The organism is Nocardia bovistercoris (genome assembly GCF_015674855.1).
GTDB lineage: Bacteria > Actinomycetota > Actinomycetes > Mycobacteriales > Mycobacteriaceae > Nocardia > Nocardia bovistercoris.
The window spans coordinates 67,132-89,959 of the sequence record NZ_JADMLG010000007.1 but is presented as its reverse complement, the minus strand read 5'-3'; the positions used below and the strand labels follow the sequence as shown (position 1 = coordinate 89,959).

Here is a 22,828-nt window from a genome sequence, read left to right as displayed (position 1 = left end):
AAATCTGGAGAATGCCGCAATATCTTCCGACGATAGTGATGCAGGTCACTATTATGGAGGTGAGCAATCCGACCCGCGGGAGGTGCGGTGATGGCGTTCTATCGGCAGGTGGGTTCGGTGCCGCCCAAACGGCACACCCAGCATCGCGACGAGCACGGCAAGCTGTACCGCGAGGAGCTGATGGGCGAGGAGGGATTCTCCGGCGACTCCGCCCTGCTGTACCACCTCGGCCTGCCGCCCGCCATCGTCGATTCGACGACCTGGGCACTCCCCGACCCGACCACCGCACCGAATCATCCACTGCGGCATCGACATCTGCGCCCGCACGAACTGTTTCCCGATGACAGCCACGCGCACACCGATGCCGTGACCGGCAGACGCCTGCTACTCGGCAATGCCGACGTGCGCATCTCCTACGTGGTCGCCGCGGCGACCTCACCGCTGTACCGCGACGCCATCGGCGACGAGCTGGTCTACGTCGAATCCGGTGCGGCACTGCTGGAAACGGTATTCGGCACGCTACCCGTCACCTGCGGCGACCACGCGCTCATCCCGCGCGCGACCACCCACCGCTGGGTGCCCGAAGGCCAGGAACCATTGCGCGCCTACGTGATCGAAGCGTCGGGACACATCACGCCGCCGAAGCGGTACCTGTCGCGGTTCGGGCAGCTCCTCGAGAACGCACCCTACTGTGAACGCGACCTACACGGCCCGACCGAGACCGCACTCGTCGCGGGCGAGGATGTGGAGGTGCTGGTGAAACACCGCGTGCGCAGCGGAATAGTCGGTACCCGGCTGTGCTACGCGACGCATCCGTTCGACGTGGTCGGCTGGGACGGCTGCCTGTACCCGTACACGTTCTCCATCCACGACTTCGAACCGATCACCGGACGCGTGCACCAGCCGCCGACCGTGCACCAGGCATTCGCGGGCGCAGGCTTCGTGGTCTGCGATTTCGTGCCGCGCAAGGTGGACTATCACCCGCTGTCCATACCGGTGCCGTACTACCACTCCAATGTCGACTCCGACGAGGTCATGTTCTACTGCGGCGGCGACTACGCGGCACGCAGAGGGGCGGGAATCGGGCCGGGCTCGGTGTCGGTGCATCCCGGCGGCTACGCGCACGGTCCGCAGCCGGGAGCCTACGAGGCCGGAATCGGCGTCGACTTCTTCGACGAACTCGCGGTCATGGTCGACACCTTCCATCCCCTCGGACTCGGCGAAGGAGCACTGGCCTGCGAGGATCCGAACTATGCGTGGAGTTGGTCGGGCCGAGGGCCGCGCTGATGGCCCGCATCGAGACCGCGCCGGATTCGCCATTCGGTCCCGATAACCTGCCCTACGGCGTGTGCGCGCCGCGCGACGGCGGCCCTCGGGTGTGCGTTCGCCTCGGCGACTACGCGATCGACCTGTCGTCGGTATTCGACGACCCCGATTTCGCGGCGCCGACGCTGAACAAGTTCCTCGCGCGCGGCCCGCGGCGCTGGCACGAAATACGCCACCGCCTACGCGATCTGGTGGACGGCCTGATCCCCGATGCCGCCGTTCACCTGCTCACCGAGGTGGACCAACTGCTGCCGATCCAGGTCGGTGACTATGTCGATTTCTACGCGAGCATCGACCACGCCACCAACCTCGGGCGGTTGCTTCGTCCGAATTCCGAACCACTGCTGCCGAATTGGCGGCATCTCCCCGTCGGCTACCACGGCCGGTCCGGCACCGTCGTGGTGTCGGGTACCGCGATCCACCGACCTTGCGGCCAACACCGAACCGATTCCGGCGTAACGGCTTTCGGCCCGACACGGCGCCTCGACATCGAAGCCGAACTCGGTTTCGTGGTCGGCGTGGGTTCCCCGCTCGGCACACGAATACACACCGGCGCGTTCGCCGAGCACGTCTTCGGCGTCGTCCTGGTCGACGACTGGTCGGCTCGCGACGTCCAGGCGTGGGAATACCAGCCACTCGGACCGTTCCAGGGCAAATCCTTCGCGACCTCGATATCGGCCTGGATCACACCGCTCGCCGCACTGGAGGCCGCACGCGTCCCCCTGCCGGAGCAGCACCCGCGACCACTGCCCTACCTGTGCGAAACCGAGGACTGGGGTCTGGACATCGACCTCACGATCGAGTGGAACGGGAGCGCCGTCTCCCATCCGCCCTACGCGCGCATGTACTGGTCGCCCGCGCAGATGCTCGCCCACCTCAGCGTGAACGGCGCCGCCACCCGGACCGGCGACCTGTACGCCTCCGGCACCGTCTCCGGGCCGCACCGCGAGCAGCGCGGCTCATTCATCGAATTATGTTGGGGTGGAGACGAACCAGTCGAGATAGGCGGCGCACGGCGAACCTTCCTCGAAGACGGCGACGAAGTGGTGATCACCGCCGATGCCCCCGGCGTATCCGGCAGCCGCATCGGCCTCGGCGAGGTGCGCGGCCGAATCCTGCCCGCTATCGGACACTGACCGCCGACGCACATCGCCCGCCGACGCGCACGGTTGGCGACGCGCACGATTGGGACGCGCACGCTGACCGACATCGATCGCGGCCGCGCCGAGGCACCCCGTGCCCACGCAGACCACTGTCGCCCCGGACACGCCGCCCTCCAGATGCGCGGAAATCGGACCTTCCGACCGGTCCGGCGGCCCGCGACGGGTTCTGACCGGGGCAGCTTCCGGCGCCAGGTATGGTCGGTCGGGACAAATTCATACCGGCACGGGGGCTCGCACCAGCGGGCTGAGAGGACGGCTAGCTCCACGGAGCGGACAGGGCCGTCGACCGTATGAACCTGACCGGGTAATGCCGGCGTAGGGAGGAACACATGACGAACACGTCCGTCACCACCGGCCCCATCGAGGGCAGCGTCAAACACTATCGCGAGTTCGACGACCTGCGAATTCCGGTGCGGCGCATCCATCTCACCAATGGCGAGCACTTCGACGTGCACGACACCTCGGGTCCGTACACCGATGATTCGGCCGCCATCGATCTCGAGAACGGCCTGCCGAAGCTGCGCGACGGCTGGACGAAACCGCCGGTGGAGGGGCCTGCGACCCAGTTGAACTGGGCGCGCCGTGGCGTGCTCACCCCGGAGATGCGTTTCGTCGCCGCGCGCGAGGGCGTCGATCCGGAATTGGTGCGCGCCGAGGTGGCCGCGGGCCGCGCGGTCATTCCGGCCAATCACCGGCATCCCGAACTCGAGCCGACCATCATCGGCAAGAAGTTCCTGGTGAAGATCAATGCCAATATCGGCAACTCGGCGGTCACCTCCTCGATCGCGGAGGAGGTGGAGAAGATGGTGTGGGCCACCAGGTGGGGCGCCGACACCATCATGGATCTGTCCACCGGCAAGAACATCCACGAGACGCGCGAGTGGATCATGCGCAACTCCCCGGTCCCGGTCGGCACCGTTCCCATATATCAGGCGCTGGAGAAGGTCGGCGGCGACCCCACCGCGCTCACCTGGGAGATCTACCGCGACACCGTGATCGAGCAGTGCGAACAGGGTGTCGACTACATGACGGTGCACGCGGGGGTGCTGCTGCGCTACGTGCCGTTGACGGCGCGGCGGGTCACCGGGATCGTGTCGCGCGGCGGTTCGATCATGGCCGCGTGGTGTCTGGCCCATCATCGGGAATCGTTCCTGTACACCAACTTCGCCGAACTCTGCGACATTCTCGCCGCCTACGACGTGACCTTTTCCCTCGGTGACGGCCTGCGTCCCGGTTCCATCGCCGACGCCAACGACGAGGCCCAGTTCGCCGAGCTGCGCACCCTCGGCGAACTCACGAAGATCGCGAAATCCCGTGGCGTGCAGGTGATGATCGAGGGCCCGGGCCATGTCCCGATGCACAAGATCGTGGAGAACGTTCGGCTCGAGGAGGAACTGTGCGAGGAGGCGCCGTTCTACACGCTCGGGCCGCTCGCCACCGATATCGCGCCCGCCTACGACCACATCACCTCGGCCATCGGCGCGGCGATCATCGCGCAGGCGGGCACCGCGATGCTGTGTTACGTCACCCCGAAGGAGCATCTCGGCCTGCCCGATCGCGACGACGTCAAGGTCGGCGTGATCACCTACAAGATCGCCGCGCACGCCGCCGACCTCGCCAAGGGGCATCCGCACGCCCAGGAGCGCGACAACGAATTGTCCAAGGCCCGTTTCGAATTCCGCTGGCGCGACCAGTTCGCGCTCGCCCTCGATCCGGACACCGCCCGCGAGTACCACGACGAAACCATGCCCGCCGAACCCGCGAAGACCGCGCATTTCTGCTCCATGTGCGGTCCGAAGTTCTGCTCGATGCGCATCTCCGCCGATGTCAGGGCCTACGCCGAGCGCGAGGGGCTGACGGATTCGGAGGCGTTGCGGGCGGGCATGGAGGAGAAGTCCGCCGAGTTCGCCGAAACCGGCAACAAGGTATATCTGCCCGTGGTCTGACTGTGTCTATTTTGCGTCGCCTGCGGCGCCGCGGGTTCGCGGCCCTTCAGGTCTCGCGTCCGAGCGGTCGAAACTCGCGACTTCGTCGCATGCGTTTCGACCGCTCGGACGCGAGACGGCCGCGAACCGGACACCTTCGGTGCCCCTCGAGTTCAGCCGGGGGGACGGCGGGGTGTCCTGCCTCGCGCGCGGTGCGGGCTTATTCGTGCGGTGTTGTCATTCGTGGGGTGGTTCGCCGGTGATGATGTGGTCGGCGTGGCTGAGTCCTTCGCGGATCAGGCGGGTGACGTGGCCGCCGTGCAGGCGGTAGATGACGCGGCGGCCCTCGCGGCGGGTGTCGACCAGTCCGGTGAAGCGCAGTTTGGCCAGATGCTGGCTGACCGCGGTGCGCGAGGCGCCGCAGGCTTCGACGAGCGCGGTGACGTCGGCCTCGCCCTGACTGAGCCGCCACAGGATGTGCAGGCGGGTCGAGTCGGCGAGCATCTGGAACATGCCGGTGGCGGCGTCGAGGCGGGCGCGGTCGGGTGAGGTGGGGTGGGTGAGGCTGGCACCGCGTGCGGCGGGGTGGGTGAGACCTACGCCGACCGGCGCTGGTTCGTCGGCGCGCTCGGCCACGAGCCTCACCACTTTCATCGGATCGCCACGGCTGCGACGGCGGACCGGCGCACGGGCCACAGACGTGCGGCCGCGATGGCTGCCAGTGTAGCCGGCACGGCCAGCGCCGAGACCGCGATCGCTTGACCGGCGTGCGCGCCGAGCACCCCCGCCACCGGATAGGTGAGCAGGTAGCAGGCGTGCGACAGGGAGAATTGCGCGGTGAAGACCGCCCGCCGCTCGCTCTCCTCGGATCCGTAGCGCAGCAGCCGCGCCGAAGGCGTGTGCACCAGCGAAGTGCCCGCGCCGAGCGCCGCCCACAGCAGTCCGAGCGCCGCCCATCCGGCGGGCGGTGCGGGGCGGATCGCGACGAACGCGGTGAGTGCGACCAGTCCGACCGCGATCACCGCGCAGCCCGCGAGCATCACCGTGCGGTCCGGCGCCGCGGCGAGTACGCGCGGGATCATCAGCGCGACCAGCATCGATCCGGCGCCGAAGCAGCCGAGGGCGGCCGCGACGCCGATATCGGTGGAGCCGAGCAGGTCACGGACGTAGACGACGGTGTTCGTCAGCACCGGCGCGGTCCCGGCGGCGACCACCAGATTCATCGCCAGCAGGGCGCGCAATTCTGGTCGTCGCCCCATCACCCGCGCGCCCGCGAGAATCCGATCGGCGAGTGAGTATGACCGGTCGGGCGCGGGCAGGGCGGGCAGCGGGGTGCGCACCACGAGCAGGGCCGAGCCGAGGAAGCCGAGGACGGTGCCGACGAACAGCGACTGGTATCCGATCACGGTGAGCAGCGCCGCCGCGAGCAGCGGTGACAGCACCGCCTCCAGGTCGTAGGCGAGCCGTGACAGCGACAGCGCGCGCGTGTAGTCCTTCGCGTCGACCAGCACCGACGGGATCACCGACTGGAACGCGGGCGTGAAGGTCGCCGATGCGGCTTGCAGGACGAAGATCAGCGCGTAGATCTGCCAGACCTGGTCGACGAACGGCAGCAGCACCGCGACGCTCGCGCGCACCGCGTCGGCGCCGACCAGCAGCGCCCGGCGCGGCAACCATTCGGTGACCGCCGCGATCACGGGTGCGACGCCGACGTAGGCGATCATCTTGATCGCCAGCGCCGTGCCGAGTACCGCGCCGGCGTCGCCGCCCGCCAGGTCGTAGGCGAGCAGGCCGAGCGCGACGGTGAGCAGTCCCGTGCCGACCAGCGCGACGACCTGGGCGGCGAACAGCCGCCGGAACACCTGATTTCCGAGCACTGCGAGCACGGCGAAACCTCTCGTGTCGAACCGACCGCCCCAGACTATCCTTCATGTGCGCACGTGCGCACTTATAGGACAGAATTCGGCGTTCGATCCTCAGAGAACGGACCGGTCGGCTGCCGCCACGACACCGGGGCGAACAACCGGCAAGCCCGCACCCGCGAGGACTACCGCGTCAGAGGTCCTCGAGCACGATGAGAGTGTCCTGCAATGCCCGCGCCATCAACGCGGCCTTCGTCGGCGCGGGCCGCCCAACCGCCGCGTACTTGTCCCTGATCCGCGACAGATGCGTGTTCACCGTTCCGAGCGAGATATAAAGGCGGCGACCCACTTCCACCTTCGAATCCGACGCGATCCACGCCAACAACACCTCGACCTCGCGATCGCTCAGCACCGGACGCTTACGCCCCACGGGCCCGCGTGTTCCCGAATCGTCCCCATAATCGACTACGACACTCATCTTCCATCCCTTTGCCGAAAGATTCCTCGCCCGTGTGCAGCGGGCGCGCACCGGCCCGGACCCCTCCCGGTCCGGATCGCTGGCTTTCTTCCAGCATCCGACCGAAACGCCGCGCGCGAAAGGTGTTGCCTGTTGCCCGTTCCCGCGCGGCGTTGCCACTTCCGAAGCGGCAACCGGCAAACAAGTTTCAGGACCTGGACAACGCGCCCGCGAGCGCGGGGAGGATCGCCCGCACCGCGGGATCGTCGCTGCGCCGGTGCAGCGCGCCCGAGAGAATGCGCAGATCAGCGCGGATCGTGGCCGAATCGAGCACAGTGATCAGCTCGAGCAGCGGCGCGATCAGTTCGCACGCGCGCCGCGGTTCCCCGCGCGCCGCGTGCACGAGGGCGTGCCGGGTGCCGAAACGCGCACGATCCCGGTCGGAGCTCGGCGGGCACGACGACATGGCGCGCTCGAACAGCTCCGCGGCGGCGTCGAGGTCGCCCAGATCGTAGTGGCACCACGCCTGGATGAAGATCGGGCGGTCGTGCAGCAACGCCGAAGGGCCGAGTTGCTCGCCTTCGCCGCAGCGGCGCACGGCGTCGTAAAGTGTCGCCGCGTGATCCAGCGCGAGCGTGGCCTTCTTCTTGTCCTTGCCGATGGCGTATCCCTGCGCGGCGCCGAGCGCGGCCAGCCAGCGAATCCGCGGGTGGACGGCGTGGTCGGCGTAGATCCGTTCGGTCAGTCCGACGGTTTCGGCGGGATCGCGGTGGTACAGGCTCACCACCGCCCGGCGCACGAACGCGTAACTGCCCATCTGCTTGTCGCCCGCGGCCGACGCGAGCGTGACCGCGTGCTCGGTCCACCGGAGGGTGTCGACATCGTCGCCGCGTTCCTGGGCCATCCAGCCCGCGAATTCCGCGATCCGGGCACCGTGCAGCAACAGGTCTCGACGCTGTTTGCCGGTACTGTGCGCCGCGGCGTTCTCCGCGGTGACGATCATGCCGCGCACCGTCGGCAGCACCAGACTCGGACTGTTCGTTCGCCCCATTGCCCGCGCGCACCTGAACATCTCACGCAAGCCGGGCAGCATCTCGGCGGAAACGGCACGCGGGCGCGGCGATTCGGACCGCACCGGACGACCCGGTTCGGCCTCCTCCGTCGCGGCGGTCTGCGCCGAGGCGATGAGCGCACCGCAGGCGCCCAACTCCCGATCGCATGCGCCCGACAGTTGCTCGGACGGGCGCTTTATCCCGTTCTCGATTCTGCTCAGATGACTCTTGCTGTAGTGCACGAGTTTGGCGAGAGCACCGAGGCTCATCCCACGCTCGACACGCCGTCTGCGCAGTTCACGACCGAATTCGACAGGTTGCATTGACACTTCCCAGCCCTTTTCCGACCGCGTACCCCAACGCGCGCGAAAGGGCCCCGGCCGATCCAAGTGTGACTTCGGAAGCGAAGCTCCCCGGCAGCCCGCTTGTTGCCGAGAGCATACCGCGCACCCCGCGATCCCGCAGACCCGTTCGCGCCCACCACATGTGGGCCACCGACACGCCGAGCGCGACACGCGACGGCGGCACAGTCGACCGCGGTTTGCCGAGCGTGGTCGCGGAATGCGTTGCCGCGTGCGGCTACCGAATGTTCTGCTCGACCAAGCGCAGGCCCGCACGGGTGGTCCGCTCCACATCGCCGGTGATCAACTGATCCTGGATGATGCCACGCAGGCCGGAGATGAGCAGTGTGGCAACGGCTTCGGGATCGTCGATGGTCTCGATGCGGGCCAGTGCGGCAGAGAGCGCCGCGACGAACGCGGCGATGGCGTCGACGGCGTAGCGGTCGTAGGGGCTCGACGGCGCGCACGCCGCGCCGAGCACTTGCAGCAGCACCCGCACGCTGGTCGCGCCCGCGCCGGTCAGGCTCGATTCGCAGAAGGCGATCAGGCTCGCCCGCAGCGCGGCGGCGTCGGTGACGCCAGCGAACAGCGCGGCGATATCGGGGCGCTGGGTGGCGAGCGCTTGGACGAGCAGTTCCTCCTTGGTGCCGAAGTAGTAGATCAGCATGCGGGAGCTGGTGCCGAGGGCTGCGGCCAGCGGGCGCAGCGACAGTTCGGCGAGTCCGTGTTCGGCGATGTAGTCCACGACGCCGCGCAGCAGTTCGGCGCGCCGGGCGTGGTCGAGCGGACGGGGCATGGGTTGACTGTAGCGACCGCTACAGGTATTCATGACATCCGTGACTGTACCAATCGCTTCAGAAACTACGGACTCGGTCGTCGTCACCGGCTACGCCGCCACCACCGCACTCGCCGACGACGCGGATACCACCTGGTCACAGCTGTTGGAAGGCCGCAGCGGCATCCGCGAGCTCGAAGCGGACTTCGTGACCGAATTCGACCTGCCGGTCCGCATCGGCGGCCCGCTGCGCTCCCATCCCGGCGACCGATTGACCCGGATCGAACGACGGCGCCTTTCCTACGTCGAACAGTTGGCGCTGGTACTCGGCCGCGATGTCTGGCGAGCCGCGGGCGCGCCGGGTGTGGACGGCGAACGGCTCGCCGTCGCCATCGGCACCGGACTCGGCGGCGCGGACGCGCTCATCGAAGCCGTCGACGCCATGCGCGCGGGCGGCTACCGCAGGGTGTCGCCCGCCTCGGTGCCGATGATCATGCCCAACGGCCCCGCCGCCACCGTCGGACTCGAGATCGGCGCCAAAGCCGGGGTGTTCGCGCCCGTCTCGGCGTGCTCGTCGGGTTCGGAGGCCATCGCGCACGCCTGGCGGCTGATCCGCACCGGCGAGGCGGACGTGGTGGTCGCGGGCGGCGTCGAAGGCCACATCCACGCCGTGCCCATCGCGAGTTTCGCCATGATGCGCGCGATGAGCACCCGCAACGACGAACCGCACCGGGCGTCGCGGCCCTTCGACCGGGATCGCGACGGCTTCGTGTTCGGCGAGGCGGGCGCGCTGCTCGTCCTCGAATCCGAGCGGCACGCACGGGCCAGGGGCGCGCGGGTGCACGGCCGGGTGCTCGGCGCGGGCATCACCTCCGACGCATACCACATCGTGGCCTCCGAACCGGGCGGCCGCGGCGCGGCCCGCGCCATGCGCGCGGCCATCCGCACCGCGGGACTCCGGCCCGCCGATATCGGACACGTGAACGCGCACGCCACCTCGACCTCCATCGGCGACGCCTCCGAAGCCGAGGCCATCGCCGCGGTCACCCCCGACGCGTCGGTTTACGCGCCCAAATCGGCGCTGGGGCATTCGATCGGCGCGGTCGGCGCGCTGGAATCGATCCTCACGCTGTTGACCGTGCGCGACGGGAAGGTGCCGCCCACCCTCAACCTCGACAATCTCGACCCGAAGATCGAATTGGACGTCGTCGCGGGCGCGGCCCGACCGCAGCGCGTGGACTATGCGGTCAACAACTCCTTCGGTTTCGGCGGGCACAACGTCGCGCTCGCGTTCGGCCGGGCCTGAATCCGCGCGCGGGCGGGCGTAGCTAGAAGTCAGGCCTGGATGTGCGGCTCTACTGCCCTGAATCCGCGCGCGGACGTGCGTAGCAGAATCGGTGGGCGAACCGACAATGCCGCGGAAGAACGCCGACGGCCCGAGGGACGGACGACGAACGTGAGCGACGCCTTCTACCTGCCCGACCCGGAGCAGCCGGGCCGCTACTTCTCCACCGAGTCGACCCGGGGGCCGTGGTCGCCCGACGCCCAGCACGGCGGTCCGCCTTCGGCGCTGCTCGGCCACGCCATCGAGCGGTGCGAGCCGAGGGAGGGTTTCCAGGTGGGGCGGGTCGCGGTGGAAATCCTGGGGCCGGTGCCGCTGGCGCCGCTCACCGTGGAGACGAAGGTGGCGCGTCCCGGGCGGTCGGTGGAACTCGTGCAGGCCATCCTTTCCACCGACCGCGGACCCGTGATGACCGCCAACGCTTGGCGTTTCAAACTCGCCGAGCCGAAACTCGAACTGCCCGAGATGTTTCTGCCGACCGGAGCGCGGCCCGGACCCGAGCACGCGGCCGAACCCGCACCGTTCCCGTCGAATCAACCGGTGGGCTTCCACACCGCCATCGAATACCGTTTCGTCACCGGATCTTTCGCCGAACCGGGTCCGGCGATCTGCTGGATTCGCCTGAAGCATCCCATCGTCGCGGGCACCACCCCGAGCCCGCTGGAACGGACGCTGGCCGCCGCCGACTCCGGCAACGGCGTGAGCGCGGTGCTCGACTGGGACAGTCACCTGTTCATCAACACCGACCTGACGGTGACCCTGCACCGCCAACCCGTCGGGGAATGGGTCTGCCTCGACGCCGTCACCTACCCGCAGCCGCACGGGATAGGCATGGCGGAAACCGCGCTGTTCGACGAGCGCGGACCACTCGGCCGCGGGACCCAGACCTTGCTGGTCGCGCGCCGCTGACCTGCCGATTCCGTCCTGGACACTCGCTTATGAGCACGAGACGCGCGACCATGTCCGTTCGCTCGCGCCGCCGCTGTACTGGATTCACCACCGGTTCGACAGCATCGGCACACAGGGAGCACATCATGAGAATCGCGGTCTTCGGAGCCACCGGCACGGTCGGACGCCACGTCGTCGAGCAGGCGCTCGAGCGCGGCCACGACGTGACGGCCTTCACACGCAACGCGGCGGGCGTCACGCGACAGGACGCGCGGCTGCGCGTGGTCGAGGGCGACGTCCTCGACGCCACAGCGGCCGAACGCGCCGTCACCGGCCAGGACGCCGTCATAGTCACCCTCGGCGACGGACGCAAGGGGGCGGTGCGGTTCGCGGGCACCAGGGCGATCGTCGAGGCGATGGGGCGCGCGGGGGTGCGGCGGCTGATCTGCCAGAGCACCCTCGGGGTCGGCGAGAGCAGGCAGAATCTGAATTTCGTCTGGAAGCACGTGATGTTCGGGCTGCTGCTGCGCAAGGCATACGACGATCACGTCCGCCAGGAGACCCTGGTGCGCGCCGCCGATCTGGACTGGACGATCGTGCGGCCGAGCGCGTTCACCGACGGCCCGCGCACCGGCGCGTACCGACGCGACATCCCCGGTGACGCGACCGGTCTCACGTTGCGGATCGCCCGCGCCGACATCGCCGAATTCCTCTTGGACCAACTGACCGACACCGCCAATGTGCTTCGCACGCCGGGCATCTCGAATTGAGTCGCGCGACCGCGAGCCACGGTCCCCTCAATGATCGTGGCTCGCGGTGCGCAAGATTCCCGCGTCAGGCGTGTTCGTGGAGTTCGTCCCACGCGGGAAAGTATCGGCGCAATCGGCTCACGCCGCAGGGCGGGCGGTCTCGGCGCGAGGTGAAGGACACGAGAAGATGATAACGATTTTCATTAACAATTCCAAACGCCGGGTGGGTCACCGGTCATACCGGACACCGACCCGACATCGTAGGGTCGAACCGTGAAGCTGTTGCCGATACCCGCCGAAGGGCAGACTCCGGTCCGCGTCCTCACCATCGCAGGCACCGACTCCGGCGGCGGTGCGGGCATCCAGGCCGACACCAGGACCATGGCGCTGTGCGGCGTGCACGCGCTCGTCGCGGTCGCGGCGGTCACGGTGCAGAATTCGGTGGGGGTGAGCGGATTCCACGAGATCCCGCCGGACATCGTCGCCGATCAGGTGCGTTCGGTGGCCGGGGACATCGGAATCGGCGCAGCCAAGACCGGCATGCTCGCCTCGACCGCCATCATCGAAGCCGTCGCGGACGTGTGCCGGGAAACCGGCATCGGCGCGAACGGCTCGATTCCGCTCGTGGTCGACCCGGTCGCGGCCTCGATGCACGGCGATCCGCTCCTGCACGAAGAAGCTCTGGACGCGGTGCGGCACACGCTGATTCCGCTGGCGACCATCGTCACCCCGAACCTCGACGAAGTCAGGCTGATCACCGGCATCGACGTCACCGACGACGCGAGCGCGCGCCGCGCCGCTCGCGCGCTGCACGCGCTCGGACCGCGCTGGGCGATCGTCAAGGGCGGCCATCTTCGCACCTCCCGATACAGCACCGACCTGCTGTTCGACGGCGAGAACTTCCTCGAGTTCACCGCCGCGCGCATCGACACCGGCAACGACCACGGCGGCGGCGACACCCTCGCGGCCGCCATCGCCTGCGCGTTGGCGAACGGCTACAGCGTTCCCGACGCGGTCGAATTCGCCAAGGAATGGACCCGCCGCTGCCTGCACGCCGCCTACGACCTGGGCAAAGGCCACGGCCCGGTGTCCCCTTTGTGGCGGTTGCACGAACATTGAGCGGGTGGCGCGAACCTGTCGGTGGGCGGGCGCATACTTGGGGAGACGCGTAACCCCGGCCTCGACGAAGCGGCGGGTCCCGGTCTCGGACAACGGCGTTCGACCGGATGCGCGGCGGATCAGGCGGGCCGGAAGGCCAGGTGCATCGGGAGGTCGGTGTCGACCGTGAAGCCGGTGCGGCGGGCGTTCGCCGTCGCCAGCGCGGCGACGATTTCGGCGAGATAGGCGATGAAATCCTCGGCGGGCATGGTCGGCTCCCGCAGCCGGTTCACCCCGAGCCACCAATCGGTGGCCGAGGCAACCGCACCGAAAATCGAATAGTTCAGCAGCTCGACGCTTTCCACATCCACGGACACGTCATCGAGCAAGCCGCCGAACAATTCGGCCGCGCGCCGCGCCGACTGCCGCGCGGTGTGCAGCGCACGATCGGACTCCGAGGCGCGCCGGGTGAAATGGCTGTGCAGTATGAACCGGAACACATTCGGATGCTCCACCACCACCAGCACGTATTCGGCGGCGGTGCGCCCGATGAGTTCGCGCGCGGTGTCGTTGGCCAGGTCGATGGTGGAAACCACACGGCCCCACAGCATGTCGCGGACCCGGTCCACGATCGCGTCGTAGAGATCGGCCTTGTCCTCGAAATGCCGATACAGCTTGGGTTTGGCCGCGCCCGCCTCCTTGGCGATATCGCCCATGCTGACCTCGGGGCCGAACTTGTCGAGCGCGCGGAACGCGGCATCGACGAATTCCGCGCGAACCTTGCGCCGGTGTGCACGCCACCGCTCGGTGCGGGCATCGACGCGCTCGCCGGGCGCCCGTTCGGTTGTCCGGCCACGCTGCGTCACGCCCCGACCGTACCAATCATTGTCACGGGGTCCGCGGGCTCCTTGCCGAAACGGCAACAAAACTAGCCGGCGCGCGAGGCGAACCCCCAGGATGACGGCATGAGCGATACCACCACCGACGCCCGCGAGTTCTGGGAGACCTTCTACACCGAGCGGGATCGGATCTGGAGCGGCGAGCCGAATCCGCTGCTGGTGCGCGAGGCCGCCGACCTGGCGCCTGGCCGCGCACTCGACCTCGGCTGCGGCGAGGGCGGTGACGCGATCTGGCTGGCCGCGCGCGGCTGGCAGGTCACCGCCGTCGACATCTCGGCGACCGCCCTGGCGCGCACCGCCGAGCACGCGGCGCAGGCCGGTGTCGGGGAGCGCATCGTCACCGCGGAGCACGACCTGCGTCACAGCTTCCCCGATGGCGCCTTCGACCTGGTGTCGGCGCAGTTCTTCCACTCCCCGGTCGGCGACACCGAACGCCTTCCGGTGCTGCGCCGCGCCGCCGAGGCGGTCGCGTCGGGCGGGGTGTTGCTCATCGCCGGTCACGCCGGGTGGCCGTCCTTCGTCGAAGGTGACCACGAACACTCGCATGTGCACCTGCCGAGCACCGACGAGGTGCTGGCCGGTCTCGACCTGCCCGAACAGCGGTGGCGGGTCGAGGCGGCCGAGGAGGTCGAACGCGAGGTGACCTGGCCGGACGGCCGCACCGGCACCCGCGCCGACAATATCGTGCGACTGCGCCGACTGGACTGAGCGCACGCTGCGTCCCCCAGGTCACAGCAACCTCACAGCGGAGAGCCGGCCTGGCTGTAGCGCGGCTGACGATGGTGGTCCCATGACCGAAACCGCGACCGCCGCGTACCGTGCGGAACCGACCGCAGCGGTGATCACGCCCGTACTCGACGTCGTGATCCCCGTCTACAACGAGGAGTCCGATCTCGCGGTGTGCGTGCGCCGACTGCGCGCCCACCTCGGCGACGGCTTCCCCTTCCCGGCTCGAATCACCATCGCCGACAATGCCAGCACCGACGACACCATGCGGGTGGCGCGCGACCTCGCCGCCGAATTCGACGAGGTCCGCGTCGTGCACCTCGACGCCAAGGGCCGTGGGCGGGCGCTGCGTGCGGTGTGGGAACACTCCGACGCGCAAGTGGTCGCCTATATGGACGTCGACCTGTCCACCGACCTCAACGCGCTGCTGCCGCTGGTCGCGCCGCTGATCACCGGGCATTCCGATGTCGCGATCGGCACCAGGCTCGACGCGGCGTCGCGGGTGGTGCGCGGCCCGAAACGCGAATTCGTCTCGCGCTGTTACAATCTCATCCTGCGCGCCTCGCTGCGGGCCGGATTCTCCGACGCGCAATGCGGATTCAAAGCCATGCGCACCGAGATCGCGCGGCGACTGCTGCCACTGGTCGAGGACGGCGAATGGTTCTTCGACACCGAACTTCTCGTGCTCGCCGAACGCGCCGGACTGCGCATCCACGAAGTGCCAGTGGACTGGATCGACGACCCGGACAGCACCGTCGACATCGTCGACACCGCACGCAAGGACCTGCTCGGCGTATGGCGTCTGCTGCGCGGATTGACCACGGGCGCGATACCTCTCGAGGAACTGCGGGCCGCGGTAGGACGTGAACCGCTGGTGCCCGGCGTACCGCTCGGCATGGTCGGACAGGTGGCGCGCTTCGCCATCGTCGGAGTGTGCTCGACGCTCGCCTACGCACTGCTCTACCTGCTGATCCAGCCGATGGCCGGGCCGCAGGTCGCGAACTTCGCCGCGCTGCTGCTCACCGCGATCGGCAACACCGCCGCCAACCGCGCCTTCACCTTCGGAGTACGCGGCGCACACGGCGTCGTCGCCCACCAGTTCCAAGGACTGCTGATCTTCGCGTTCGGGCTCGTGATCACCAGCGGGTCGCTGTTCGCGCTGCACCGGCTCGCGCCCGGCGCCTCCGTGCATCTGGAACTCGTCGCGCTGGTACTGGCGAATCTCGTCGCCACCGTCACTCGATTCGTCGGGCTGCGCTGGGTTTTCCGCGACACCGCACCGACGGGTGCGCGCCCGCCCGCCTTCGCCGGACCGGAATTCCAGCGCGAGGTGAGCGACCGATGACCGCCACCCTCACCCCGGCAGCTCCCCGCGCCGTCCAGAAACGCCCCATCGGCTGGGAATACCCCGCGCTCGCCGCGCTGCTGCTCGGCACCGCGATCGCCTACCTGTGCAACCTGAGCGCCAACGGCTGGGCCAACTCCTTCTATTCCGCCGCGGTACAGGCTGGTTCGCGGTCGTGGGAAGCATTCTTCTTCGGCTCCTCCGACGCCGCGAACTCCATCACGGTGGACAAACCACCCGCCTCGCTGTGGTTGATGGAACTGTCGGTCCGCATGTTCGGACTGAACAGTTGGAGCATCCTGGTCCCGCAGGTGCTGCTCGGCGTCGGCGCCGTCGCACTGCTGTGGGCCACCGTGCGCAAACCGTTCGGCCCCGCCGCCGGACTGCTCGCCGGCCTCGTGCTCGCCGTAACCCCCGTGGCGACCCTCATGTTCCGCTTCAACAACCCCGACGCGCTGCTGGTGTTCCTCATGGTCGCCGCCGCATGGGCCATGACCAACGCGATCCGCGAAGGCCGAACCAGATGGCTGGTACTCACCGGCGTCTTCATCGGATTCGGTTTCCTCACAAAGCAATTGCAGGTACTTCTCGTCGTGCCCGCGCTCGCGCTCGCCTATCTCGTCGCCGGACCGCCCGCGCTCGGCAAACGGATACTGCAACTGTTCGCGGCCGGAGCCGCCATGGTGGTCGCGGCGGGCTGGTGGCTGCTGGCCGTGGAACTGTGGCCCGCCGACTCGCGGCCGTGGATCGGTGGCTCGCATCATAATTCGATCCTGGAGCTGACCCTCGGCTACAACGGACTCGGCCGCCTCAACGGCAACGAGCGCGGCAGCGTCGGCCCCGGCGGCGACCTGCCTGCCGGCGGGAACGGCATGTGGGGCAGCACCGGCATCACCCGCCTGTTCGAACCGGCGCAAGGCGGTCAGATCGCGTGGCTCATCCCCGCCGCGCTGGTCGGACTCGCCGCCGGAATCCTGCTGCGTGGCAAGGCCGCTCGCACCGATCAACGACGCGCCGCACTGATCCTCTGGGGCGGGTGGCTTGTGGTCACCGCGCTCGTGTTCAGCTTCATGGCGGGCATTTTCCACCAGTACTACACCGTCGCCCTCGCCCCCGCGATCGCGGCGCTGGTCGGCGCGAGCGCGGTCCAGATGTGGCGCGAACGCCACCGCCCGTCGGTGCGCTGCGCCCTCGCCCTCTCGGTGGCGCTCACCACCGCCACCGCCTGGCTACTGCTCTCCCGCAGCGCCACCTTCCTGCCATGGCTGCGCTGGACCGTCCTGATCCTCGGCATCCTCGCCGCCCTCGCGATCCTCGCCCCGACCCCGCGCGGGATCGCCGTGGTCACGGCGCTGGCCGCGGTGCTTGTCGGCCTCGCCGGACCGGTCGCCTACTCCGTGCAGACCCTCACCTCGGCCCACCAAGGCGCGATCCCCTCCGCGGGGCCGAACGCCGGAGGTATGCGTGGATTCGGCGGCGGTCCAGGTGACGGACGCCGAGACGACGGAACAGCCATGGGCCAGAACCGGATTCCGGACGGACAGGACGGCGGCCGACGCGCTGCCGGGACGCAGCCCGCCCCCGGCGGCGCGACAGGTCCCGCGAACGGCGGCAATCTCCCCGACGGCGGCGCACCGGACGGCGGCATGAACGCCGATGGCCCCGGCGCCATGGGCGGACTCCTCGGTTCGAGCCGCCCCAGCGACCGAGTGATCACCCTCCTGAAATCCGACAGCGAAACCTACACCTGGGCCGCCGCGACCATCGGCTCCAACAGCGCCGCGGGCTACCAACTCGCCACCGAACTCCCGATCATGCCCGTCGGCGGCTTCAACGGCAGCGACCCCTCCCCCACCCTCGCCCAATTCCAGCAGTACGTCGCCGAAGGAAAAATCCACTACTTCATCACCGGCGGCGGTAACCGAAGCGGCGAGTCGACCAGCTCAGCCATCACCACCTGGGTCCAGGAGAACTTCACCGCCACCGAAGTGGACGGCGTAACCCTCTACGACCTGACCCGACAACACTGACCCGCTCGCAACGCACCTGATCGGCCCCGAAACGGCCGGTCCGGTGCGGCGGTGCGTGACCTGCGGCGAGGAGCCTTCGGCGCATATCACGCACCGCCGCTGACCGTTTCGAGATCGACGCAGGCTCTCGAGCGAGCACCGGGCGCGCCTCGTGTCGTAGGCAAGTCCGGCGCCGACCACGGCGCTCGGTCCGCGGCGGCGGCGCCGAACAGTTCCGGTCCGGCACGCCGTCGTCGAACCGTCGTCAGCCCTGCTTCAGTCCGGGTGCAGGGCCGTGTGGAGGGTGGCGGACCATTGGGTGACTATTTGTTTTCGGCGGGTGGAGTCGTCGGTGAGGACATCGGCTAGGCCGAGGCCACGAGCCAGGTCGAGGGTGGCTTGGACGAGGTGGTGGGCTACCGGGTCGCGGTCGTCGACGCCGAGGGCTTCGACGGCGCGGCGGTGGGAGGCGCGGCCGAACTTGGCTTCGAGGGGGACTATGCGTTCGCGCAGGGCGGGGTCGGCGGCGGCGTGGGTCCAGACCTGGAGGGCGGCTTTGAACAGGACGCTCGTGTAGGACTCGACCAGGCCCGCGACCACGGCTTCGGTGCGGGCCACGCCCTCGACCAGGCCCGACAGTGCGGCGGCCTCGTGTTTGGCCTGGTCGTTGCGGGTGTCGAACATGTACTCGAGCGCCGCGGTGATCAGATCCTCCCTGGTGGGGAAGTGGTGTTGGGCGGCGCCGCGGGACACGCCGGCACGTTCGGCGACCACGGCGACGGTGGCTGCGGCCCAGCCGGTTTCGGCCAGGCAGTCGATGGTCGCCGCCAACAGGCGCTGCCGGGTGGCGCGGCTGCGGTCCTGTTTGGGTTCGTGGGGTGTCGCCATGGTCGTTATTCTGCCCAGGCGGGCGGGCGGCGCTCGAGGAAGGCCGTCATGCCCTCGAGCACCTCGGGAGTTCCGAAGAAGCTCGCCGAACGCCGCGCGAGCTCTTCGGCGGAGGCGTCGAATCCGGCGAGCAGGTCGGCGTTCACCAGCCGCTTGGCTTCGGCGAGGCCCTGCGGTGCGCCCTTGCGCAGTTCCCCGCACAGCCGCGCGACCTCGGCGGCGGGGTCATCGGCGGTGACCGTGACCAGGCCGATGGCCGTGGCGGTCGCGGCGTCGAACTTCTCACCGGTCAGGTAGTAGCGGCTCGCCGCGCGCGGATCGAGTCGCGGCAGCAGGGTCAGCGAGATCATGAACGGCGCCAAGCCGATTCGCACTTCGGTCAGCGCGAAGGAGCTGGCGGGACCGGCGACGACGAGGTCGCAGGCGGCCACGATTCCCATGCCGCCCGCGCGCACATTGCCGTCGACGCGCGCGATCACCGGCTTGGGGATTTCCACCAGGCGGCGCAGCACCCCGATCATCACCCTGGTCCGGTCGTCGGCGGCCACCGCCGGATCGGCGTCCGCGGCCTCGCTGAGATCCGCGCCTGCGCAGAAGGTGTTCCCGGTGTGCGCCAATACGATTCCGCGCACATCCGGATCGGCGGCCGCGCCGTCGAGGCCACGCAGCAGTTCGCCGACCAAGCGTGACGACAGCGCGTTACGGTTGTGCGGTGAGTCGAGGGTGAGGGTCGCGAAACCGTCGCGCACCTCGTAGCGCACGTAGGGGTCGGTCATGGGAGCCTCCGAATCCGCTGCCATCAGTACGATTTCGGCAGCCCGAGCGAATGCTGGGCGACGAAGTTCAGCACCATCTCGCGACTCACCGGAGCGATGCGACCGATGCGGGCGGCGGCCAACATGGCGGCCAGCCCGTAGTCCTTGGTCAACCCGGCGCCACCGTGGGTCTGGATGGCCTGATCCAGTGCTTTGATACTGGCTTCGGCCGCGGCGTATTTCGCCATGTTCGCGGCTTCGGCCGCGCCCATCTCGTCACCGGCGTCGTAGAGCGCGGCGGCCTTCTGCATCATCAACTTCGCAAGTTCGATTTCGACCTTGACCTGCGCCAACGGATGCGCGATACCCTGGTGCGCGCCGATCGGGGTCTTCCAGACGGTGCGTTCCTTGGCGTATTCCACCGCGCGGTCCACCGCGTAACGACCCATGCCGACGGCCATCGCCGCGCCCATGATCCGCTCCGGGTTCAGGCCCGCGAACAATTGCATGAGTGCGGCGTCCTCCCTGCCGACCAGCGCGGTGGACGGCAGCCGGACATCGTCGAGGAACAGGTTGTACTGGTGGTCCGGCTCGATGATGTCCATCTCCTGAGCCACCTTGGTGAAACCGGGTGCGTCGGTGGGCACGATGAACAGCGCGGGCTTGAGTTTGCCGGTCTTGTGGTCCTCGGTGCGCGACACGATGAGCACCGCCTCGGCCTGATCCACACCGGAGATGAAGATCTTGCGGCCGTTGAGAATCCAGTCGTCACCGTCGCGGCGCGCGGTGGTGGTGATCTGGTGCGAATTGGATCCGGCGTCGGGTTCGGTGATGCCGAAGACCATCTTGGCACTGCCGTCGGCCAGCTTCGGCAGCCACAGCTGCTTCTGCTCGTCCGTACCGTATTTCGTGATGATCGTGCCGCAGATGGCAGGCGACACCACCATCAGCAGCAGGCCCGCGCCGTGCGCGGACAGTTCCTCGAGCACCAGCGACAGTTCGTACATGCCCGCACCGCCGCCGCCGTACTCCTCCGGCAGGTTCACGCCGAGAAGGCCGAGTTTGCCCGCCTCGTCCCACAATTCGGTGAGCGGCTCGTTCTTGCGCGCCTTGTGCACCACGTAGTCGCGGTAGCTGTACTTGGCGGCGAGCGCCGAAACAGCGGACCGCAGGGCCTTGCGCTCGTCGGATTCGATGAAACTCATACTCGGTACTCCTGATTCATGCCTGTGCGGATTCGGTGGGCGCTGTGTCGGGGTCGACCACCGCGAGGACCACGCCGATATCGACCTGCTGCCCGACGCTCACCTCGAGGGCGCTGAGCACGCCCGCGGCGGGGGCGGCGACGGTGTGCTCCATCTTCATCGCCTCCAGCCACAGGATCGGCTGCCCCTGCTCGACCCGGTCACCGACCCGCGCGCCGACCCGGATCACGCTGCCCGGCATCGGCGCGAGCAGCGACCCGGTCGCGACCTGATCGGCCGGATCGCTGAACCGGGGCAGACGCCGCGCGCTCACCGGCCCGAGCGGCGAATCCACGCACACCAGATCCCCGTAGCGGGCGACCTCGAACTGCCTGCGCACCGGACCGCGCGCACCGGGAACCGCGAGCACGACCCGTTCCGGTTCCGCCGCCACCAGTTCCAGCCCGTCGTGGCCTGCTACGGCGACCCGCCCACCCCGGCCGAACCGGTAACCCACCTCGTGGATTTCGCCGGACCGTGCCTCGTAGGACTTGCGCTGCGATGGCGCGGGCAGATTGCGCCAGCCACTCGGCAACCCGCCGCCCACCCGCGCCGCGCGGCGGTTGGCCGCGGCGTCGGCAAGGGCGGCGGCCACGATCGACAGCGCCGCGTCGGATTCCGAGACCAGCGGTGCGGCGAGCGTGTCGAGCCCGTGGGTGGTGAAGAACGCGGTGTCGGTGTCGCCCGCGAGGAAGGCCGGGTGCCGTAGCACGCGAACCAGCAGATCGCGGTTGGTCACCAGCCCGTGAATGTGGGCTCGATGCAGCGCCGCGGCGAGCAGTCGCGCTGCCTCGGTGCGGGTTTCGGCGTAGGAGATGACCTTGGCCAACATCGGGTCGTAGTGCACCCCGACCACCGACCCGTCGACCACCCCCGTGTCGAGACGCACGCCCGCACCGTCGAACAACTCGAACTCGCTTCGCACCGAGGGTATTTCGAAACGATGCACAGTTCCGCTCTGTGGCTGCCAGTCGTTGGCCGGATCCTCGGCGTAGAGCCTGACCTCGATCGAATGTCCGCGCATGGCGGGCGGCCGCTCGGGCAGCGCTGCCCCGGAGGCGATTTCGATCTGAAGGCGAACCAGATCGAGTCCGGTGGTGCATTCGGTCACCGGATGCTCCACCTGGAGGCGGGTGTTCATCTCCAGGAAGAAGAACTCCCCGGCTTCGTCGGCGAGGAATTCGACGGTGCCCGCCCCGGTGTAACCGATGGCCTCGGCGGCCAGCCGCGCCGCCTCGAACAGCCGCTCCCGCATCCCCGGTGTGCGCTCGACCAGCGGCGACGGCGCCTCCTCCACCACCTTCTGATGCCTGCGCTGGATCGAGCACTCGCGTTCACCCACCGCCAACGTGCGACCGTGCGCATCCGCCATGACCTGCACCTCGATATGCCGTCCGGTCTCGAGGTAACGCTCACAGAACACCGTCGGATCGCCGAACGCGGACTGCGCCTCGCGGCGCGCGGCCTCGATCTGCGGTGTCAACTCGGCGAGTTCGCGCACCACCCGCATACCGCGTCCGCCGCCACCCGCCGACGCTTTGACCAGCACCGGCAGCTGGGCGGCGGTGACCTGGGCTGGATCGAGTTCCGCCAGCACCGGAACACCCGCGGCGTCCATCATCTTCTTGGCCGCGACCTTCGAACCCATTTGTTCGATCGCCTCGACCGACGGACCGATCCAGGTCAACCCCGCCGCGATCACCGCCCGCGCGAAATCGGCATTCTCCGAGAGGAATCCGTAGCCGGGGTGGATCGCCTCCGCACCCGCCGACAGCGCCGCCTCGATGACGAGATCACCGCGCAGATAGGTTTCGGCGGGCGTATTGCCAGGCAGCCGCACCGCGGCATCGGCCTCGGCGACGTGGGGGGCCGCCGCGTCGGCGTCGGAATACACCGCGACCGTGCCGATACCCATGCGGCGGCAGGTGGCGAACACCCGCCGCGCGATCTCGCCGCGATTGGCGACAAGCACCGTCATGTCTTG

20 protein-coding genes are annotated in these 22,828 nt (G+C 68.8%); 10 read left to right on the top strand and 10 right to left on the bottom strand.

Annotated elements, in window-relative coordinates:
- Positions 1-90 precede the first annotated feature (90 nt).
- The 3 genes from IT779_RS18015 (at position 91) to thiC (ending at position 4,435) form a co-directional block, all read left to right on the top strand.
- Positions 91-1,287: a homogentisate 1,2-dioxygenase gene (locus IT779_RS18015; protein WP_196150505.1), complete on the top strand. Its 1,197-nt coding sequence runs from the start codon at positions 91-93 to the stop codon at positions 1,285-1,287.
- Positions 1,287-2,462: a fumarylacetoacetase gene (fahA, locus tag IT779_RS18010; protein ID WP_196150800.1), complete on the top strand. Its 1,176-nt coding sequence runs from the start codon at positions 1,287-1,289 to the stop codon at positions 2,460-2,462. Before IT779_RS18015 ends, fahA begins: the two co-directional genes overlap by 1 nt.
- Positions 2,463-2,818: 356 nt before the next feature.
- Positions 2,819-4,435, top strand: coding sequence for a phosphomethylpyrimidine synthase ThiC (thiC, locus tag IT779_RS18005; RefSeq protein WP_196150504.1), 1,617 nt, complete (start codon positions 2,819-2,821; stop codon positions 4,433-4,435).
- 216 nt (positions 4,436-4,651) lie between these two features.
- On the opposite strand, the gene IT779_RS18000 is transcribed toward thiC, so the two are convergent.
- From IT779_RS18000 to IT779_RS17980, 5 genes are all read right to left on the bottom strand, one after another.
- Positions 4,652-5,068 (bottom strand): ArsR/SmtB family transcription factor, encoded by a 417-nt coding sequence (locus IT779_RS18000; protein WP_196150503.1) that lies wholly within the window; start codon positions 5,066-5,068, stop codon positions 4,652-4,654.
- Positions 5,065-6,300 (bottom strand): MFS transporter, encoded by a 1,236-nt coding sequence (locus IT779_RS17995; RefSeq protein ID WP_196150502.1) that lies wholly within the window; start codon positions 6,298-6,300, stop codon positions 5,065-5,067. The genes IT779_RS18000 and IT779_RS17995 overlap by 4 nt, the downstream gene beginning before the upstream one ends.
- A 169-nt stretch (positions 6,301-6,469) precedes the next feature.
- The gene (locus IT779_RS17990; RefSeq protein ID WP_196150501.1) at positions 6,470-6,754 is read right to left on the bottom strand and encodes a helix-turn-helix transcriptional regulator; all 285 of its coding nucleotides are present in this window, start codon (positions 6,752-6,754) and stop codon (positions 6,470-6,472) included.
- 187 nt (positions 6,755-6,941) lie between these two features.
- A complete protein-coding gene (locus tag IT779_RS17985; RefSeq protein WP_196150500.1) occupies positions 6,942-8,108 on the bottom strand; it encodes a helix-turn-helix domain-containing protein in 1,167 nt (388 codons plus the stop codon).
- A gap of 256 nt (positions 8,109-8,364) precedes the next feature.
- Positions 8,365-8,922 (bottom strand): TetR/AcrR family transcriptional regulator, encoded by a 558-nt coding sequence (locus IT779_RS17980; protein WP_196150499.1) that lies wholly within the window; start codon positions 8,920-8,922, stop codon positions 8,365-8,367.
- A gap of 31 nt (positions 8,923-8,953) precedes the next feature.
- On the opposite strand from IT779_RS17980, the gene IT779_RS17975 reads away from it, so the two are divergent.
- From IT779_RS17975 to thiD, 4 genes are all read left to right on the top strand, one after another.
- A complete protein-coding gene (locus tag IT779_RS17975; RefSeq protein WP_196150498.1) occupies positions 8,954-10,207 on the top strand; it encodes a KasA/KasB family beta-ketoacyl-ACP synthase in 1,254 nt (417 codons plus the stop codon).
- Between the two features lie 150 nt (positions 10,208-10,357).
- On the top strand, positions 10,358-11,152 hold the full coding sequence (locus IT779_RS17970; RefSeq protein ID WP_196150497.1) for a thioesterase family protein: 795 nt from the start codon (positions 10,358-10,360) through the stop codon (positions 11,150-11,152).
- Positions 11,153-11,277: 125 nt separating this feature from the next.
- On the top strand, positions 11,278-11,901 hold the full coding sequence (locus tag IT779_RS17965; protein WP_196150496.1) for an NAD(P)-dependent oxidoreductase: 624 nt from the start codon (positions 11,278-11,280) through the stop codon (positions 11,899-11,901).
- Between the two features lie 252 nt (positions 11,902-12,153).
- Positions 12,154-12,999 (top strand): bifunctional hydroxymethylpyrimidine kinase/phosphomethylpyrimidine kinase, encoded by an 846-nt coding sequence (gene thiD, locus IT779_RS17960; RefSeq protein ID WP_196150495.1) that lies wholly within the window; start codon positions 12,154-12,156, stop codon positions 12,997-12,999.
- 119 nt (positions 13,000-13,118) lie between these two features.
- Here the strand turns inward: thiD and IT779_RS17955 are convergent, their stop codons facing one another.
- On the bottom strand, positions 13,119-13,844 hold the full coding sequence (locus tag IT779_RS17955; RefSeq protein WP_196150494.1) for a TetR/AcrR family transcriptional regulator: 726 nt from the start codon (positions 13,842-13,844) through the stop codon (positions 13,119-13,121).
- 99 nt (positions 13,845-13,943) lie between these two features.
- Here IT779_RS17955 and IT779_RS17950 point away from each other — a divergent pair, with 99 nt between their 5' ends.
- The 3 genes from IT779_RS17950 (at position 13,944) to IT779_RS17940 (ending at position 17,978) form a co-directional block, all read left to right on the top strand.
- Entirely contained in the window at positions 13,944-14,585 is a 642-nt protein-coding gene (locus IT779_RS17950) for an SAM-dependent methyltransferase (protein ID WP_196150493.1), read from the top strand.
- A gap of 82 nt (positions 14,586-14,667) precedes the next feature.
- Entirely contained in the window at positions 14,668-15,948 is a 1,281-nt protein-coding gene (locus tag IT779_RS17945; protein WP_196150492.1) for a bifunctional glycosyltransferase family 2/GtrA family protein, read from the top strand.
- Entirely contained in the window at positions 15,945-17,978 is a 2,034-nt protein-coding gene (locus IT779_RS17940; RefSeq protein ID WP_196150491.1) for a glycosyltransferase family 39 protein, read from the top strand. Before IT779_RS17945 ends, IT779_RS17940 begins: the two co-directional genes overlap by 4 nt.
- Before the next feature lie 255 nt (positions 17,979-18,233).
- On the opposite strand, the gene IT779_RS17935 is transcribed toward IT779_RS17940, so the two are convergent.
- The 4 genes from IT779_RS17935 to IT779_RS17920 are packed head-to-tail and all read right to left on the bottom strand — an operon-like array spanning position 18,234 to position 22,822.
- Complete coding sequence (locus IT779_RS17935; RefSeq protein ID WP_196150490.1) at positions 18,234-18,845, bottom strand: TetR/AcrR family transcriptional regulator; 612 nt, start codon at positions 18,843-18,845, stop codon at positions 18,234-18,236.
- A 5-nt stretch (positions 18,846-18,850) separates the two neighbouring features.
- A complete protein-coding gene (locus IT779_RS17930) occupies positions 18,851-19,621 on the bottom strand; it encodes an enoyl-CoA hydratase family protein (protein WP_196150489.1) in 771 nt (256 codons plus the stop codon).
- Between the two features lie 23 nt (positions 19,622-19,644).
- On the bottom strand, positions 19,645-20,805 hold the full coding sequence (locus IT779_RS17925) for an acyl-CoA dehydrogenase family protein (protein ID WP_196150488.1): 1,161 nt from the start codon (positions 20,803-20,805) through the stop codon (positions 19,645-19,647).
- Between the two features lie 16 nt (positions 20,806-20,821).
- Entirely contained in the window at positions 20,822-22,822 is a 2,001-nt protein-coding gene (locus tag IT779_RS17920) for an acetyl/propionyl/methylcrotonyl-CoA carboxylase subunit alpha (protein ID WP_196150487.1), read from the bottom strand.
- Positions 22,823-22,828: the final 6 nt, after the last annotated feature.

What these genes read in the sequence shown, in the direction of transcription:
- IT779_RS18015 (WP_196150505.1), top strand. Translation starts at nt 91, where the DNA reads ATGGCGTTCTATCGGCAGGTGGGTTCGGTGCCGCCCAAACGGCACACC.
- fahA (WP_196150800.1), top strand. Translation starts at nt 1,287, where the DNA reads ATGGCCCGCATCGAGACCGCGCCGGATTCGCCATTCGGTCCCGATAAC.
- thiC (WP_196150504.1), top strand. Translation starts at nt 2,819, where the DNA reads ATGACGAACACGTCCGTCACCACCGGCCCCATCGAGGGCAGCGTCAAA.
- IT779_RS18000 (WP_196150503.1), bottom strand. Translation starts at nt 5,068, where the DNA reads ATGAAAGTGGTGAGGCTCGTGGCCGAGCGCGCCGACGAACCAGCGCCG.
- IT779_RS17990 (WP_196150501.1), bottom strand. Translation starts at nt 6,754, where the DNA reads ATGAGTGTCGTAGTCGATTATGGGGACGATTCGGGAACACGCGGGCCC.
- IT779_RS17985 (WP_196150500.1), bottom strand. Translation starts at nt 8,108, where the DNA reads ATGCAACCTGTCGAATTCGGTCGTGAACTGCGCAGACGGCGTGTCGAG.
- IT779_RS17980 (WP_196150499.1), bottom strand. Translation starts at nt 8,922, where the DNA reads ATGCCCCGTCCGCTCGACCACGCCCGGCGCGCCGAACTGCTGCGCGGC.
- IT779_RS17975 (WP_196150498.1), top strand. Translation starts at nt 8,954, where the DNA reads ATGACATCCGTGACTGTACCAATCGCTTCAGAAACTACGGACTCGGTC.
- IT779_RS17965 (WP_196150496.1), top strand. Translation starts at nt 11,278, where the DNA reads ATGAGAATCGCGGTCTTCGGAGCCACCGGCACGGTCGGACGCCACGTC.
- IT779_RS17950 (WP_196150493.1), top strand. Translation starts at nt 13,944, where the DNA reads ATGAGCGATACCACCACCGACGCCCGCGAGTTCTGGGAGACCTTCTAC.
- IT779_RS17945 (WP_196150492.1), top strand. Translation starts at nt 14,668, where the DNA reads ATGACCGAAACCGCGACCGCCGCGTACCGTGCGGAACCGACCGCAGCG.
- IT779_RS17940 (WP_196150491.1), top strand. Translation starts at nt 15,945, where the DNA reads ATGACCGCCACCCTCACCCCGGCAGCTCCCCGCGCCGTCCAGAAACGC.
- IT779_RS17935 (WP_196150490.1), bottom strand. Translation starts at nt 18,845, where the DNA reads ATGGCGACACCCCACGAACCCAAACAGGACCGCAGCCGCGCCACCCGG.
- IT779_RS17930 (WP_196150489.1), bottom strand. Translation starts at nt 19,621, where the DNA reads ATGACCGACCCCTACGTGCGCTACGAGGTGCGCGACGGTTTCGCGACC.
- IT779_RS17925 (WP_196150488.1), bottom strand. Translation starts at nt 20,805, where the DNA reads ATGAGTTTCATCGAATCCGACGAGCGCAAGGCCCTGCGGTCCGCTGTT.
- IT779_RS17920 (WP_196150487.1), bottom strand. Translation starts at nt 22,822, where the DNA reads ATGACGGTGCTTGTCGCCAATCGCGGCGAGATCGCGCGGCGGGTGTTC.